This window comes from Microcystis sp. M_OC_Ca_00000000_C217Col (genome assembly GCF_007095585.1).
Taxonomy (GTDB): Bacteria; Cyanobacteriota; Cyanobacteriia; order Cyanobacteriales; family Microcystaceae; genus Microcystis; species Microcystis panniformis.
On sequence record NZ_SFBV01000190.1, the window covers coordinates 1 to 12,811 of the forward strand.

General features: G+C 42.2%; 19 protein-coding genes. 12 read left to right on the forward strand and 7 right to left on the reverse strand.

The window, feature by feature from the left end; translation table 11 throughout:
• Positions 1-462: 462 nt before the first annotated feature.
• Positions 463-1,413, forward strand: a complete 951-nt coding sequence (locus EWV66_RS11040; protein WP_002761306.1) for an NAD-dependent epimerase/dehydratase family protein — start codon at positions 463-465, stop codon at positions 1,411-1,413.
• 82 nt (positions 1,414-1,495) lie between these two features.
• On the opposite strand, the gene EWV66_RS11045 is transcribed toward EWV66_RS11040, so the two are convergent.
• On the reverse strand, positions 1,496-2,437 hold the full coding sequence (locus EWV66_RS11045) for a DUF1517 domain-containing protein (protein WP_052278575.1): 942 nt from the start codon (positions 2,435-2,437) through the stop codon (positions 1,496-1,498).
• Between the two features lie 267 nt (positions 2,438-2,704).
• On the opposite strand from EWV66_RS11045, the gene EWV66_RS11050 reads away from it, so the two are divergent.
• The 3 genes from EWV66_RS11050 to EWV66_RS11060 all read left to right on the forward strand — a co-directional run bounded on the left by EWV66_RS11050 (position 2,705) and on the right by EWV66_RS11060 (position 5,811).
• On the forward strand, positions 2,705-3,964 hold the full coding sequence (locus EWV66_RS11050) for a phosphopantothenoylcysteine decarboxylase domain-containing protein (RefSeq protein ID WP_052278574.1): 1,260 nt from the start codon (positions 2,705-2,707) through the stop codon (positions 3,962-3,964).
• A gap of 43 nt (positions 3,965-4,007) precedes the next feature.
• On the forward strand, positions 4,008-4,307 hold the full coding sequence (locus tag EWV66_RS11055) for a 2Fe-2S iron-sulfur cluster-binding protein (RefSeq protein ID WP_002766752.1): 300 nt from the start codon (positions 4,008-4,010) through the stop codon (positions 4,305-4,307).
• Positions 4,308-4,854: 547 nt separating this feature from the next.
• On the forward strand, positions 4,855-5,811 hold the full coding sequence (locus EWV66_RS11060) for an RNA polymerase sigma factor, RpoD/SigA family (RefSeq protein WP_002766753.1): 957 nt from the start codon (positions 4,855-4,857) through the stop codon (positions 5,809-5,811).
• A 140-nt stretch (positions 5,812-5,951) separates the two neighbouring features.
• Here the strand turns inward: EWV66_RS11060 and EWV66_RS11065 are convergent, their stop codons facing one another.
• From EWV66_RS11065 to ureA, 3 genes are all read right to left on the reverse strand, one after another.
• On the reverse strand, positions 5,952-6,839 hold the full coding sequence (locus tag EWV66_RS11065; protein WP_052278152.1) for an S-methyl-5'-thioadenosine phosphorylase: 888 nt from the start codon (positions 6,837-6,839) through the stop codon (positions 5,952-5,954).
• A gap of 65 nt (positions 6,840-6,904) precedes the next feature.
• Positions 6,905-7,231: an urease subunit beta gene (locus EWV66_RS11070; protein WP_002766755.1), complete on the reverse strand. Its 327-nt coding sequence runs from the start codon at positions 7,229-7,231 to the stop codon at positions 6,905-6,907.
• A gap of 19 nt (positions 7,232-7,250) precedes the next feature.
• The gene (ureA, locus tag EWV66_RS11075; protein ID WP_052278151.1) at positions 7,251-7,553 is read right to left on the reverse strand and encodes an urease subunit gamma; all 303 of its coding nucleotides are present in this window, start codon (positions 7,551-7,553) and stop codon (positions 7,251-7,253) included.
• Between the two features lie 177 nt (positions 7,554-7,730).
• Here ureA and EWV66_RS11080 point away from each other — a divergent pair, with 177 nt between their 5' ends.
• Positions 7,731-7,943: a hypothetical protein gene (locus EWV66_RS11080; RefSeq protein ID WP_128575308.1), complete on the forward strand. Its 213-nt coding sequence runs from the start codon at positions 7,731-7,733 to the stop codon at positions 7,941-7,943.
• 125 nt (positions 7,944-8,068) lie between these two features.
• On the forward strand, positions 8,069-8,356 hold the full coding sequence (locus tag EWV66_RS11085; protein WP_287107436.1) for a DUF433 domain-containing protein: 288 nt from the start codon (positions 8,069-8,071) through the stop codon (positions 8,354-8,356).
• 243 nt (positions 8,357-8,599) lie between these two features.
• Here EWV66_RS11085 and EWV66_RS11090 read toward each other — a convergent pair whose 3' ends face one another.
• Positions 8,600-8,845 (reverse strand): DUF1902 domain-containing protein, encoded by a 246-nt coding sequence (locus EWV66_RS11090; RefSeq protein WP_012267127.1) that lies wholly within the window; start codon positions 8,843-8,845, stop codon positions 8,600-8,602.
• A 224-nt stretch (positions 8,846-9,069) separates the two neighbouring features.
• Here EWV66_RS11090 and EWV66_RS11095 point away from each other — a divergent pair, with 224 nt between their 5' ends.
• From EWV66_RS11095 to EWV66_RS11105, 3 genes are all read left to right on the forward strand, one after another.
• Positions 9,070-9,276, forward strand: a complete 207-nt coding sequence (locus tag EWV66_RS11095) for a type II toxin-antitoxin system HicB family antitoxin (RefSeq protein WP_002740526.1) — start codon at positions 9,070-9,072, stop codon at positions 9,274-9,276.
• The gene (locus EWV66_RS11100) at positions 9,269-9,481 is read left to right on the forward strand and encodes a type II toxin-antitoxin system HicA family toxin (protein ID WP_002732521.1); all 213 of its coding nucleotides are present in this window, start codon (positions 9,269-9,271) and stop codon (positions 9,479-9,481) included. Before EWV66_RS11095 ends, EWV66_RS11100 begins: the two co-directional genes overlap by 8 nt.
• Before the next feature lie 161 nt (positions 9,482-9,642).
• Positions 9,643-9,825 (forward strand): hypothetical protein, encoded by a 183-nt coding sequence (locus tag EWV66_RS11105; RefSeq protein WP_052278149.1) that lies wholly within the window; start codon positions 9,643-9,645, stop codon positions 9,823-9,825.
• Positions 9,826-9,875: 50 nt separating this feature from the next.
• Here the strand turns inward: EWV66_RS11105 and EWV66_RS11110 are convergent, their stop codons facing one another.
• Both EWV66_RS11110 and EWV66_RS11115 read right to left on the reverse strand, forming a co-directional pair.
• On the reverse strand, positions 9,876-10,292 hold the full coding sequence (locus tag EWV66_RS11110) for a PIN domain-containing protein (RefSeq protein WP_072927006.1): 417 nt from the start codon (positions 10,290-10,292) through the stop codon (positions 9,876-9,878).
• Complete coding sequence (locus tag EWV66_RS11115) at positions 10,288-10,542, reverse strand: antitoxin family protein (RefSeq protein ID WP_052278148.1); 255 nt, start codon at positions 10,540-10,542, stop codon at positions 10,288-10,290. Before EWV66_RS11115 ends, EWV66_RS11110 begins: the two co-directional genes overlap by 5 nt.
• Before the next feature lie 241 nt (positions 10,543-10,783).
• Here EWV66_RS11115 and EWV66_RS11120 point away from each other — a divergent pair, with 241 nt between their 5' ends.
• The 3 genes from EWV66_RS11120 to EWV66_RS24120 form a co-directional block, all read left to right on the forward strand.
• Positions 10,784-11,317, forward strand: a complete 534-nt coding sequence (locus tag EWV66_RS11120; protein ID WP_287107439.1) for a transposase — start codon at positions 10,784-10,786, stop codon at positions 11,315-11,317.
• A 1,245-nt stretch (positions 11,318-12,562) separates the two neighbouring features.
• Positions 12,563-12,718: a hypothetical protein gene (locus tag EWV66_RS11125; protein WP_287107440.1), complete on the forward strand. Its 156-nt coding sequence runs from the start codon at positions 12,563-12,565 to the stop codon at positions 12,716-12,718.
• 15 nt (positions 12,719-12,733) lie between these two features.
• Positions 12,734-12,811 (forward strand): transposase-like zinc-binding domain-containing protein (locus tag EWV66_RS24120; protein WP_502705652.1); only part of this gene is annotated, 78 nt, incomplete at its 3' end.

Here is a 12,811-nt window from a genome sequence, read left to right on the forward strand (position 1 = left end):
AATTATAGATGATTTCCTGACCTAAGATCACATTTTATTCTTTTTTCCACTTCAATCTAAGAATTGAGAAAAAAGCAAAACCTTATATTATACCATAAAAAAATTATGCAAGAGGTCTAGTTTCTCTCGCCCCAGCTTGTGAATTGTAGCATATAAGGCGTGTCGCAGTTTTTGCAAACTTCGATCCAATAATCCTTTTCAACGAGGTTATCCCATCACCCAAGCACAGTGGCAAGCGATCGCCGCAACTGCTAAAATAGACATCGATCTAGGGTTGGCTGAATAAATCTAAAAACCTTGTTGGATAAGACTTTTAGACTTTTTTGACCTCAAAAAGTGCCAGCCATTGGAGGGATCGGGGCGAAAATTCCTGGACTTTTTCCCTGAAAATTTTTTGCCGCAAACCCTACTTAAATGCGTCTTAGCTTACAATCGATACAAAATATCAACGACTAGGATTAAATGGCTACTCATATTGTTACTGGTGTCGCGGGTTTTATCGGTTCTAACTTGGCAGAAAAGCTTTTAGAACAAGGAGATCAGGTGATCGGGATCGATCAATTTAACGATTATTACGACCCCAGTTTAAAGCGCAAAAATGCCCATATTCTAGCCAAATATCCCGAATTTAAGTTAATCGAAGCGGATATACAAGCCCTCGACTGGCGACAACTGTTGCAAGGAGTAGAAGTATTATTCCATCAGGCAGCCCAAGCAGGAGTCAGAGCAAGCTGGGGTGATGGATTTCGTCAATATACCGAAAGGAATATAAATGCTACTCAAATTATTCTTGAGGCCGCTAAGGAAACCCCGTCTTTACAACGGATGGTTTTTGCTTCCACTTCCTCGGTGTATGGCAATGCGGAAACGATGCCGACTCCCGAAACCCTTTGTCCCCAACCAGTTTCACCCTACGGCATCACCAAATTAGCGGCAGAAAGACTCTGTTGGCTATATCACCAGAATTTTAACGTTCCCGTCACTGCCTTGCGTTATTTCACCGTTTATGGACCGCGGCAACGTCCCGATATGGCTTTCCATAAGTTTTTTCAATCAGCGATCGCAGATAAAGCCATCGGCATCTACGGGGATGGCAAACAAACCCGCGATTTTACCTTTATTAGCGATGCTGTAGCCGCTAATTTAGCCGCTGCCGTAGTGCCGGAAGCGGTGGGGGAGGTGTTTAATATTGGTGGTGGTAGTCGCGTGGTTTTGCTGGATGTCTTGGATACTATGGAAAAAGTCATCGGTAAACCGATCGAGCGATCGCATCAAGGACTCGCCCGAGGAGATGCCCGTCACACCGCCGCCGATGTCACCAAAGCCCGTACTATTCTAGGTTATAATCCCCAAGTTTCTTTAGCCGAAGGATTAGCCCAAGAATGGCAGTGGATTCAGGAATTATATTGTTAACGGCGGCAATATCCTTAATAATCAAAAAATCTCCCTTTTACAGGGAGATTTTGGGCAATATCTAGGGTTATCCCCCGACAAACTACACTAATTTCAGATCGGGATAATTGGCGAGAATGTCGTCTTGACTGAGAATATCACCCTCGCTTTGGGGAGTCCAAATCACTTCTACCGCTAAAAGTCGATCGCCTCCCATACTACCAATTTGTTGCAGGGCCTGTTTCAAGTCTTGGGAATCATTAATTTTCGGTAGGGAAAATTTACCGACGATGCCAGCTAAAATAGTCACCAAAATATAGCCTTCCGGTGCGCTTTTAGCTAATTCCCCAGCCGATTCGGGTAAAATATTTTCTTGAGAACCTTGACGCAGTTGATTATTGTAATTAGTTAAGGTTTCCGCCGTTAGTTTACCGCGTTCGTTGAGAGACCACTGATTAAACTTCGCTTCTGCACTGCTGAGGCTGGTTTGTTGGCAATCGACGTTACCATAAACCCAGTATTCCGGATGACGTAACAGGGCCAGGGCCGATTCTTGTAAGACTTCGACGCGTCCCTCGGAGGTGCTAGTATCGACTGTTAGGGCGATTTGATTTAATTCTTGTTGCAGATAACGGGCATTAGCCAACAAACCCACCTGTACTTTAGCCACGGAGACGGTTTCATATCCCGGTTCAACAGCCATACCGTTTTCATCACTGCCTCCACCATTACGGAAAGCATTAACGAGGAAATTGGCAATAGCAAAAAAGATTAACAGAGAAATTAAGCCACCGCCACCACCACCCCAAAAGAAGGGCAAGAGGAAGGGAAAACCAATACCCCCACCGTAACCGGGGGAACTGTAACCACCACCTCTAGAAGGGCTAATACTGCGACTAGGGGCGCGAAAACTACCGCCCCCCATTCTACCCCCCGATGCCGCCAAAGCACTGGGAATAGAACCTAAAATCAGCGTTGTCACTAATCCTAGAACTAATAGCGGCTTGGCAAGCGATCGAACTTTAGTTAAAATTTTGTCAATCATAAGAACACCGAAATACAGCAACCCTTTATTTACTAGCATAACCAGTTTCTCGGTCAGGGATAGACAAATCTTCAAATCAGTTATCAGTGATCAGTTATCAGTGATCAGTTATCAGTTATCAGTTAGAAGGTGTTGGGTATTGAGATTTTAGGGTTTTGGGGTTTTGGGGTTTTTTAGTTGAATTCCCCCATGTCCCCATTCCCCCATGTACCCATGTACCCATGTCCCCATTCCCCCATTTCCCCATTTCCCCATTTCCCCAAATTTATGACTTGGAATTTCTCTTCTCCGACGGATTCGGACTTAGGCGATCGCGAAGTACCCTTAGAGAGTCATCATCTCTGGGGTAAACGTATTGCTTTACTGGTAACGGGAGGGATTGCGGCCATGAAAGCGCCGCTAATTGCCCGATCTTTGCGGAAATTCGGGGCTACAGTCGTGGCTTTTGTCTCAGAAGAAGCTTTAAGATACGTCACTAAGGAAGCTTTGGAATGGAGTACGGTTAATCCCGTAGTTAGTCAATTAACGGCAAAAGCAGAACATTTAAGCGATCAATCTCCCTTTGATCTTTATTTAGTCGCCCCCGCTACCTATAACACGATTAATAAGTTTCGTTACGGAATCGCTGACGGAGTGATCACTTCATGCTTGGCCTCGGCCTTAGGACGACAGGAAAAGGGAAAAACTAAAATTCTGCTCGTCCCCACCATGCACGGCAGTTTACATAATGCTATTCTGACCGAATCTTTGCAAACTCTCGATCGCTGGGGAGTCGAGATTATGCCACCCCGGGATGATTACGGTAAGCACAATCTCCCCGGGGAAAAAGAGATTACCGTGGCAGCCTGTGGGATTCTCAGTAATTCTGTGCTGAAAAATATGCCGATTTTAGTCACTGGTGGACCCACACCCGTGATTATCGATAATATCCGTCGTTTAACCAATCGTTTTACCGGACAGTTAGGAGTCGCTATTGCAGAAGAATTATACCTGCGCGGGGCAAAGGTGCAGTTAATCCACGGACGCGGCAGCTATACACCCCCCGCTTATTTACCCCACGAAATTATTGAAACTTATGACGAGTATCTAGGGAAGGTTATGGGAGAATTAGAGAGTAAAGATTATAAATTTGGGATTTTCTCGGCAGCAGTGGCAGATTATCGCTTAGAAAGTCCTTTTTCTGCTAAGATTCCCAGTGGTGGGCAGTTAAATCTTAATTTTGTGCCGACGGAAAAAGTGATTGACAAGGTGAGAGAAAAATTTCCCGATTTAGAGATGGTGACTTTCAAGTATCAGGAGGGAGTTAGTCAGGAGGAGTTACTGGAAATCGCCCGTAAACGCCTAGAAAAGGGCTATCAGGCTGTTATTGCTAATCGGGGCGAGGAAAAGGGCGATCAAGGGGAACAGGTGGCTTATTTGGTCACAAAAGCGGCATTGGGGAAATTTATCGGTAAAAAAGCGATCGCTATTGCCATCGCCGAATATTTAGAACAGCGAGCCAAAAATGTTACAATCAAAAAAATTTAATATTTTTTAATATTAATTTGCAAAAATTTAGGGTAAGACAGTCATGGGTAACATCAACTTCGTCAAAGAGAATAAGATCGTGGTAGCGGCAGATGGGGCGAATTTACGAGAGAAAGCAATCCAGAATGGCGTTGATATCTACACTTTTGGCGGTAAATTGATGAATTGTGGCGGTTACGGTCAGTGTGGTACTTGTATAGTGGCAATTGTCGAGGGTCTGGAAAATCTCTCAGCCAAAACCGACTTTGAGCAGCGCTGTCTGAAGAAAAAACCCGAAAATTATCGTTTAGCCTGTCAAACCATGGTTAATGGTCCGATTAGCGTCCAAACTAAACCAAAATAGCACTTAAGCGTCAGCAACGCACCGGTGGGGAAAGTGCGGGGAGCGGAACCATTGAGGGGTTCAATACCGGCGAAAATTGCTCAACGGATTTAGTATGACTACTCCCTGCTCCCCTCACCGATCGCAGAGCGATCGGTGGGGGGAGCAAATTGCTCATTTTGTCATCTAGATTGCATCCTGATTGGAAACCTCTGGGTAATCTATGAGTAGGGATACTCAAACCTACTCTTCATCGGTGCGTTCCTGAGAGGGATATTCTTTTTTCTCATAAACTTTACATTATTTAATAATTGTTGTAATATTAGTTAAATAAACAAGCTTGTCACTACTCGCCATTTATGCCCATAAAATCTATATATAGCCAAAAAAAGAACTATAGAGGCAATTAAATCCTCAATTGGATTTCTCTCTATCCTTGAGTAACCACTTACTTGTCTCTTTACAAAACGAGAAGAAACCCTGATAGCATCTCCTTAACTGCCCCTGGGGAAGCAATCGGAAAAACGCCATCAATCCCTGAATATCAACCCTCAACCGACGCGCACTCATGAAAACCTCGAAAAACCACACCGATCCAGTTCGCGCCTATCTCAGAGAAATTGGCCGAGTTCCCCTTCTCAGCCATGAAGAAGAAATTCTCTACGCAAAACAGGTACAAAGATTAATTTTTCTGGAAAAAATCAAAGAATCCCTAAGGGCTAAACTCGGCAGCGATCCCAGCGATCGCCAGTGGTCAGAAGCGGCGGAAATTAGTGAAGAACAACTGCGTCGAGAATTAGGGGCAGGGGATTTCGCCAAACGCAAGATGGTAGAAGCGAACCTGCGTCTAGTGGTTTCCGTCGCCAAAAAATACCTAAAACGCAATCTAGATCTATTAGACCTCATCCAAGAGGGAACCATTGGGATGCAAAGAGGTGTGGAAAAATTCGATCCCACCAAAGGCTATCGCTTTTCCACCTATGCCTATTGGTGGATTCGCCAAGCTATCACCCGGGCGATCGCAGAAAAAAGTCGCACCATCCGTCTGCCCATCCACATCACCGAAAAACTGAATAAAATCAAAAAAGCCCAGCGTCAACTAGCTCAAGATAAAGGTCGCGCTGCCACCATTGCCGAATTAGCCGAGGAATTAGACCTAACTCCCAAACAGGTGCGAGACTACTTGGAAAGGTCCCGTCAACCCCTTTCCCTTGACTTAAAGGTGGGGGACAATCAAGACACGGAATTAGGGGAACTCTTGGAAGATACGGGACTTTCCCCCGAAGATTACACTGCCTATTCTTCCCTCCAAGTGGATTTGGAAAAACTGATGGCAGACCTCACTCCTCAACAAAAAGAAGTGATTTGTCTGCGTTTTGGTTTAGATAATGGGCAGCCCCTCACCCTAGCAAAAATTGGCGTTCGACTCAATATCAGTCGTGAACGCGTGCGTCAGATCGAACGAGAAGCGATCGCTAAATTAAGAAAACGCAAGGCCAACATTAGAGAATATCTAGCTAGCTAGGGTCTGCGGCAAAAAGTTTTTCGTGGGGGCAGGGTGTGGGGTGTGGGGAGAATAAAGCGTTCGACAAAAGCTCACGCCGAAGTCTGCCTTTTGGCCTCTGCCGACCGCCCCCTGCCTCCGTTAACGGCGACTTTTCTCAGCTATTTCTCTACTTCTTCAAGATATTTTTTCAGAAAGAGAGCTAATTTTTCTTTAGTGGCGACGGGAACAGAATCTAGACGGGTAAGAATAGCGTATTTAAGGGCAGAATGAGCGGCAGAAACGGGAGGATTAGCTACCAGACGGCGCACCGTTTCCTGGATCACTTTTTGGGCATTAATAGCGTTATGGTGTAGATTTTCGATCACCATTTCTACCGTGACATGATCGTGATCGGGATGCCAACAATCGTAATCGGTAACTAGAGCTAAGGTAGCGTAGGCAATTTCCGCTTCTCGGGCTAATTTTGCCTCAGTTAAATTAGTCATACCGATGACGGTTGCCCCCCAACTTCTATAGAGATTTGATTCCGCTTTAGTAGAAAAAGCCGGCCCCTCCATACAGAGGTATGTACCGCCGCGATGCAAGGTAACTTCCGGTAGGTTTAAACTGGCGACGGCATCCCCTAAAATGTTGGCTAATTGGGGACAAACGGGATCACCAAAGGCCACGTGGGCAACAATTCCTTCCCCAAAAAAAGTCGCTATTCTCTCTTTAGTTCTGTCAATAAATTGATCGGGAATGACTAAATCTAGGGGTTTAACTTCGGCTTTGAGGGAACCAACTGCCGAAGCGGAAATAATATATTCAACCCCTAATTGTTTGAGAGCGTGAATATTAGCTCGAAAGGGTAATTCGGTCGGTAAAAAATGGTGACTTCTGCCATGACGCGCTAAAAAGGCAACTTCTGTTCCCTCTAAAGTCCCGAGAATTAAAGCATCGGAAGGAGAACCAAAAGGAGTATCGAGGGATACTTCCCGCACATCCTTGAGGGCATCCATTTTATACAAACCACTGCCGCCAATGATGCCAATTTTTACCGTCGTCATAGTCTTGGAAAGAATTAGTTATCGTTGCCTTGATTTTACCATAATTGAGCGATTCCGTTAAGGCCTTACTTTTTCTTTTTCTTGCCCTTGAGGGAACCATTAATTAAACCATTAAAGCCATAAATTTCTTCAGTTCCCGCGATGGTAACTAATTCCACCTCTTTCGTGTCTCCCGGTTCAAATCGAACTGATGTACCCGCGGGAATATTCAGATGGGTTCCTTTGGTTAATTCGCGCTGAAACTCCAGGGCCTGATTAACTTCATAAAAATGATAGTGGGAACCCACTTGAATCGGTCGATCGCCTGTATTAGCCACAGAAATACGCAGGGTGTCGCGACCGACATTAATCTCGATCTCCCCGGATGGTGTGATAATTTCTCCCGGAATCATAACTGCTAAAAATCTCCTGTTAGTGAATGGGATTGTGAACGGTAACTAATTTAGTACCATCGGGAAAAGTCGCTTCGATCTGCACTTCCGTAATCATTTCCGGGATACCTTCCATTACCTCCTCGCGAGTTAATAAAGTAGTGCCGTAACTCATCAATTCAGCCACGCTACGACCTTCCCTGGCACCCTCGAGCATGGCGGCGCTAATATAGGCGATCGCTTCGGGATAATTTAACTTGATCCCGCGATTTTTGCGTCTTTCGGCGAGCAGTGCCGCCGTGAAAATGAGTAATTTATCTTTTTCTTGGGGCGAAAGTTGCATAGATAGGCCTTTTTTTACACAGATTCTAGGGTTATTGTAGTTCTTGGCTGGATAGTTGTAGCGATCGAGTTGTGAAAATTTATCTTGAATGTCCGGTCCTCCTATCCATTAGTCAGATCTTTCTTAACAAAAAGAGAAGAAACTTAAAAAAAGGGGAAACGATTGATAGGTATAGTTTTGAAAGAAGGAATCAAGGTGGAGGTGAGCAAAAAAAATGGAGAAATGGGCAGCCCAAGAATTACAGTATGCAGACCTAGGGGACACCAGAAGAAAGTAATAAATCTTCAAGAAGCTTTGGAATTACACTTTGAACCGCCTTGTGCAACAGTTATTCCTCAATTGCAGAAAATCACTGTACGGGCGAAGCATTTGGGCATAACCTATCGCTAAAATCCTAGATTTCCTATCCGAATGCTTCGCCCCTACCCCGACCAATGTTTAGGCTATGCTAAAATGGTGATAAAAGCATAGAATCCTATGTAGTTTAATTAGTTGAAAATGAATCAGAGAAAGTTATGTTAACAGAGATCAATATTGGCACTTTTATAAAAAGCGATCCCAAAATTCATGGAGGTTGTCCTATTATTGCGGGAACTGCTGTTACTGTACGAAGAATAGTGATCTGGTATAAATTAGGATATAGCCCTGAAGAGATTGCCGATGAAATTCCTCATCTATCTTTGGCACAGGTTTATGATGCTTTGACTTACTATCATACTAATAAAGAAACAATAGAATCAGAAATTGCAGACGAAGGTGCGGAAGCAGATCGCCTTGAAGCATTACATTATTCTCCTTCCTAATTATGAGTAGAATTAGCTTATATATGGATGAAGATTCCACAGCGTTCAAAAGGCTTTAGATAATCCGGCTTGTTTCAAAACTGCATTAGCAGTATGGCGTGATTTAATACTATTATCAACTACAAATCTTCTTTATGTCAGAGGACTATACCAAATTTCATGATCTCCTTTCCCTTGACGTTCAAAATAACATCTGGCTGCTGAGAGCATTTTTTTTAATGCAGGTGTTAAAGAAGTAGTCATCTAAACAGCGCACTCAATTGATTCTTGACGATGACTAATTAGTTCAAAAGTTATCGCTTTTTGAGGTTCAATGGTAATTAGATGATTGAGTTGTAATAATTCTGGAATTATCTGTCGTAATTTAGCTGTTAAAGCTTCGATGGTATCAGCTTCGGTGACTAATCCCGGAATATCTTCACTCTCTGCTACCCACACTTGCGCCTCTCGATCCCAAAATGCTTCTACTTGGTACGGTTTTTGATTCATGATGATTTAGTTCAAGTGAGTAGAATTAGCTTATATATTAATCAAGATTATACAGTGCGATCGCCTTTTTGACAACCCTACTACCAATCCCCAACCTTTGATGATCGCCGATGAATCGCTTATAATTGAATTAACCGCCACGCCATTAATGAACAAAGCACCCAATCCTATCCAACCCTCATTAGGTGCTGCCTAATTTTCAATTAAGTACGGGATGATAAAATATGCAATATCAAGTCAATCTCAAACAAACAGAAGAGGGATATGCCGTTTGGTGTCCTAGTTTACCCGGTTGTGCTTCTCAAGGGATAACTAAAGAAGAAGCACTCAATAATATTCAAGATGCAATTCAGTCTTATTTAGAAGTTGCTGCAGAATTAAATCAAGGGATCGAATCTTATTATGTAGAAGTTGAATTAAATCATGCCTAGTCTTGCTGGAATTAATCATCAACGAGCAATTAAAGCCTTTGAAAAAGCAGGATTTCAGATTGTTCGACAGGGAAAACATATTACCATGACTGATGGACAACATATTCTCACTATTCCAAGGGCTAATCCAATTAATGCCTATACAATGGGAACAATTATTAAAGGTTCGGGATTAACTATTGAAGAATTTAAAAAACTTTTATAAAACAATCTCAACCCATGAACGAACAACGCACCCAATCCTGTCTAAATTATGATTTTTTTGATAATTTGACTGACTAGGATTTCTCTCGGCTATCATCCCTGTGATACAAGAAAATATGCAGTATTAAAAAATCAAATCAAAGAGTAAGGGTATTATTTGCCATGAGTCAATATGTTCTACTTCGGATTCAAGTCATTCAGGAAGAATTAGAAGCCTTAAAAAAAACGGTCATTCATCAACTTGAAGGTTCTCGCAATAAGACTCAAATTAAAGGTTTATGGAAAGATGTTGTGATCAGTGATGACGATTTAGAAGAAGCTGAAAAAGCAGTTTTTCGAGATTAGTTTACATTTCATTTTTATAACAAACGCTATAGTTCTCGTCAATGATCTTTTTAAGAGTTTAAATCTTTAAAGGGATTGATAACCTGTAAGCTATTATTGATAATTAAACCATCTTGCATATCTTCTGAGTAGAGAATAGTTGCATCGCCTAAAACTGCACTAGCAACAATCAGGCTATCCCAAAATGAAATTAAATAGCGATCTCGTAATTTCACGGCATACTCAAGGGTTTCGAGGGAGACAGGTAAGATTTCACACCCTTGGGTAAATTCTTCAAGTAGATTTTGAATCTGTAAATTATTAAACCCTGCTTTGCGGATTAAATTTGAGCAAACCTCATTAACAACTTGTGTACTAATTATCAAGTTTCCTTGATTCGTAATATTTGTCGCTATTTGTTGCTTAGGGATGGCATTAGGATCGCTACAATTAACAATGAAGCGATACAGCCAAATATTAGAATCAATAAAGAAGGGTTGAGATTAACCAGCGTTCATTCGCTTCTTCTCTGGTAAGAGGATGGAAGTCTTCAATTTTAATCGGATTTGCTGTTAACTGGGCGATTATACCCGTTTCTGACCATTTTTGACAAGTAACCTGGGAAATTGAATTCGATTCTATAGTGAGTTTAACGCACTGTCCTTCATTGAGTTGGAGATTACCAAGAGGACGTAAAACGCCATTTTCAAAGACGGCTTCACAGGTTTGTTGCGGCATAACTCAATCCTTAATTCTAAATTACTATTATTTTAACCGATGATTGTGTCTAAATTATGATTTTTTTGATTGTTTGATTGACTAGGATTTTTTTCGGCTATCATCCCTGTGATACAATTCTGATAATCTACCCATTCAATCCCTGTACGGGCGAAGCATTCGTGCATAATCTATCACTGAAATCCTAGATTTTTTATCCGAATGCTTCGCCCCTACCCATCAATCTCCCATCCGCCATGCCATGAATGAACTGAAAAAATATCGACAATCTATTCGCTTGAAAGGCTATGATTATAGACTTAATGGAGCTTATTATATAACAATTTGTTCTTATCAGAAGCAGTATTTATTTGGCGAAATTGTTGAAGGAAATATGGAGCGAAATTTACTTGGTGATACTGTTGAAGCAGTATGGTATAGACTGCCTCTACATTTTAAGTTTATTGAACTAGATACTTTTATTGTCATGCCCAATCATATTCATGGAATTATAGTAATACAAAATCAAGCTCTGGAAAAGGCTGCACACGATTCGCAATATCCTCACGGTACAATGCCGGAATCTTTGGGGGCTATTGTGCAGAATTTTAAATCAATTTCTACTCGTAAAATCAATTTTTTATGTGGTGATCGCCTGAAAGTTTGGCATCGCAATTATTATGAACATATCATTCGCAATGAAGATTCTTATCAAAAAATCCGGCAATACATTCTTGACAATCCGCAAAATTGGCAACAAGACGAAAACAATCTTAATAAATTCAAGCCAATGTAGGGGCAAATAACCTGTACGGGCGAAGCATTCGGACAATAACCTATCGCTGAAACCCTAAATTTTTTATCCGAATGCTTCGCCCCTACCCCGGGCAATAACCTTAGCCTATCATCCCTGTGATACAATTCTGATAATCTCCCCATTAAATCCCTGTACGGGCGAAGCATTCGGACAATAACATATCGCTGAAATCCTAGATTTTTTATCCGAATGCTTCGCCCCTACCCCAGACAATAACCTTCGCCTATTATCCCTGTGATACAATTATGATAATCTCCTCATTAAATCCCTGTACGGGCGAAGCATTCGGACAATAACTTATCGCTAAAATCCTAGATTTTTTATCCGAATGCTTCGCCCCTACCCCAGACAATAAACTAATAACCTTCGCCTATTATCCCTGTGATACAATTATGATAATCTCCTCATTAAATCCCTGTACGGGCGAAGCATTCGTGCATAATCTATCACTGAAACCCTAGATTTTCTATCCGAATGCTTCGCCCCTACCCCGGGCAATAAACTAATAACCTTCGCCTATTATCCCTGTGATACAATTCTGATAATCTCCCCATTCAATCCCTGTAGGGGCGAAGCATTCGGGCAATAACATATCGCTGAAACCATAAATTTCTTATCCGAATGCTTCGCCCCTACCCCGGGCAATAAACTAATAACCTTCGCCTATTATCCCTGTGATACAATTCTGATAATCTCCCCATTCAATCCCTGTACGGGCGAAGCATTCGGGCAATAACATATCGCTGAAACCCTAGATTTTATATCCGAATGCTTCGCCCCTACCCCAGACAATAACCTTAGCCTATCATCCCTGTGATACAATTCTGATAATCTCCCCATTAAATCCCTGTACGGGCGAAGCATTCGGACAATAACTTATCGCTAAAATCCTAGATTTTTTATCCGAATGCTTCGCCCCTACCCCAGACAATAACCTTCGCCTATTATCCCTGTGATACAATTATGATAATCTCCCCATTAAATCCCTGTACGGGCGAAGCATTCGTGCATAATCTATCACTGAAACCGTAAATTTCCTATCCGAATGCTTCGCCCCTACCCCGGGCAATAACCTTAGCCTATCATCCCTGTGATACAATTCTGATAATCTCCCCATTCAATCCCTGTACGGGCGAAGCATTCGGACAATAACCTATCGCTGAAACCCTAAATTTTCTATCCGAATGCTTCGCCCCTACCCATCAATTCCCCAGCCGCCACGCCATGAACGAACAACGCACCCAAGCCTACCTAAACCTCATTAATCAGCTATTATCTTGCAATAATAGCGATGAACCCCGAATCTTACAGGAAAATCGGGAATTGCTGGATGAGGGGTTGGTACAGGTAATGGTAGGGCGTTGCATAATAGAGATATGAATGGAGGAAATCAAAATGCAATGCCCTGAATGTAAATCTACCCATATCCGTAAAAATGGCATCAATAAACAAGGTAAACAAAATCATATTTGT

Bases quoted from the DNA above. Each gene is read 5' to 3' on its own strand.
- EWV66_RS11085 (WP_287107436.1), top strand. From the start codon at position 8,069: ATGTTAACAGAGATCAATATTGGCACTTTTATAAAAAGCGATCCCAAA.
- EWV66_RS11090 (WP_012267127.1), bottom strand. From the start codon at position 8,845: ATGAATCAAAAACCGTACCAAGTAGAAGCATTTTGGGATCGAGAGGCG.
- EWV66_RS11040 (WP_002761306.1), top strand. From the start codon at position 463: ATGGCTACTCATATTGTTACTGGTGTCGCGGGTTTTATCGGTTCTAAC.
- EWV66_RS11100 (WP_002732521.1), top strand. From the start codon at position 9,269: ATGCCTAGTCTTGCTGGAATTAATCATCAACGAGCAATTAAAGCCTTT.
- EWV66_RS11125 (WP_287107440.1), top strand. From the start codon at position 12,563: ATGAACGAACAACGCACCCAAGCCTACCTAAACCTCATTAATCAGCTA.
- EWV66_RS11055 (WP_002766752.1), top strand. From the start codon at position 4,008: ATGGGTAACATCAACTTCGTCAAAGAGAATAAGATCGTGGTAGCGGCA.
- EWV66_RS11105 (WP_052278149.1), top strand. From the start codon at position 9,643: ATGAGTCAATATGTTCTACTTCGGATTCAAGTCATTCAGGAAGAATTA.
- EWV66_RS11070 (WP_002766755.1), bottom strand. From the start codon at position 7,231: ATGATTCCGGGAGAAATTATCACACCATCCGGGGAGATCGAGATTAAT.
- ureA (WP_052278151.1), bottom strand. From the start codon at position 7,553: ATGCAACTTTCGCCCCAAGAAAAAGATAAATTACTCATTTTCACGGCG.
- EWV66_RS11050 (WP_052278574.1), top strand. From the start codon at position 2,705: ATGACTTGGAATTTCTCTTCTCCGACGGATTCGGACTTAGGCGATCGC.
- EWV66_RS11060 (WP_002766753.1), top strand. From the start codon at position 4,855: ATGAAAACCTCGAAAAACCACACCGATCCAGTTCGCGCCTATCTCAGA.
- EWV66_RS11045 (WP_052278575.1), bottom strand. From the start codon at position 2,437: ATGATTGACAAAATTTTAACTAAAGTTCGATCGCTTGCCAAGCCGCTA.
- EWV66_RS11095 (WP_002740526.1), top strand. From the start codon at position 9,070: ATGCAATATCAAGTCAATCTCAAACAAACAGAAGAGGGATATGCCGTT.
- EWV66_RS11065 (WP_052278152.1), bottom strand. From the start codon at position 6,839: ATGACGACGGTAAAAATTGGCATCATTGGCGGCAGTGGTTTGTATAAA.
- EWV66_RS11120 (WP_287107439.1), top strand. From the start codon at position 10,784: ATGAATGAACTGAAAAAATATCGACAATCTATTCGCTTGAAAGGCTAT.
- EWV66_RS11115 (WP_052278148.1), bottom strand. From the start codon at position 10,542: ATGCCGCAACAAACCTGTGAAGCCGTCTTTGAAAATGGCGTTTTACGT.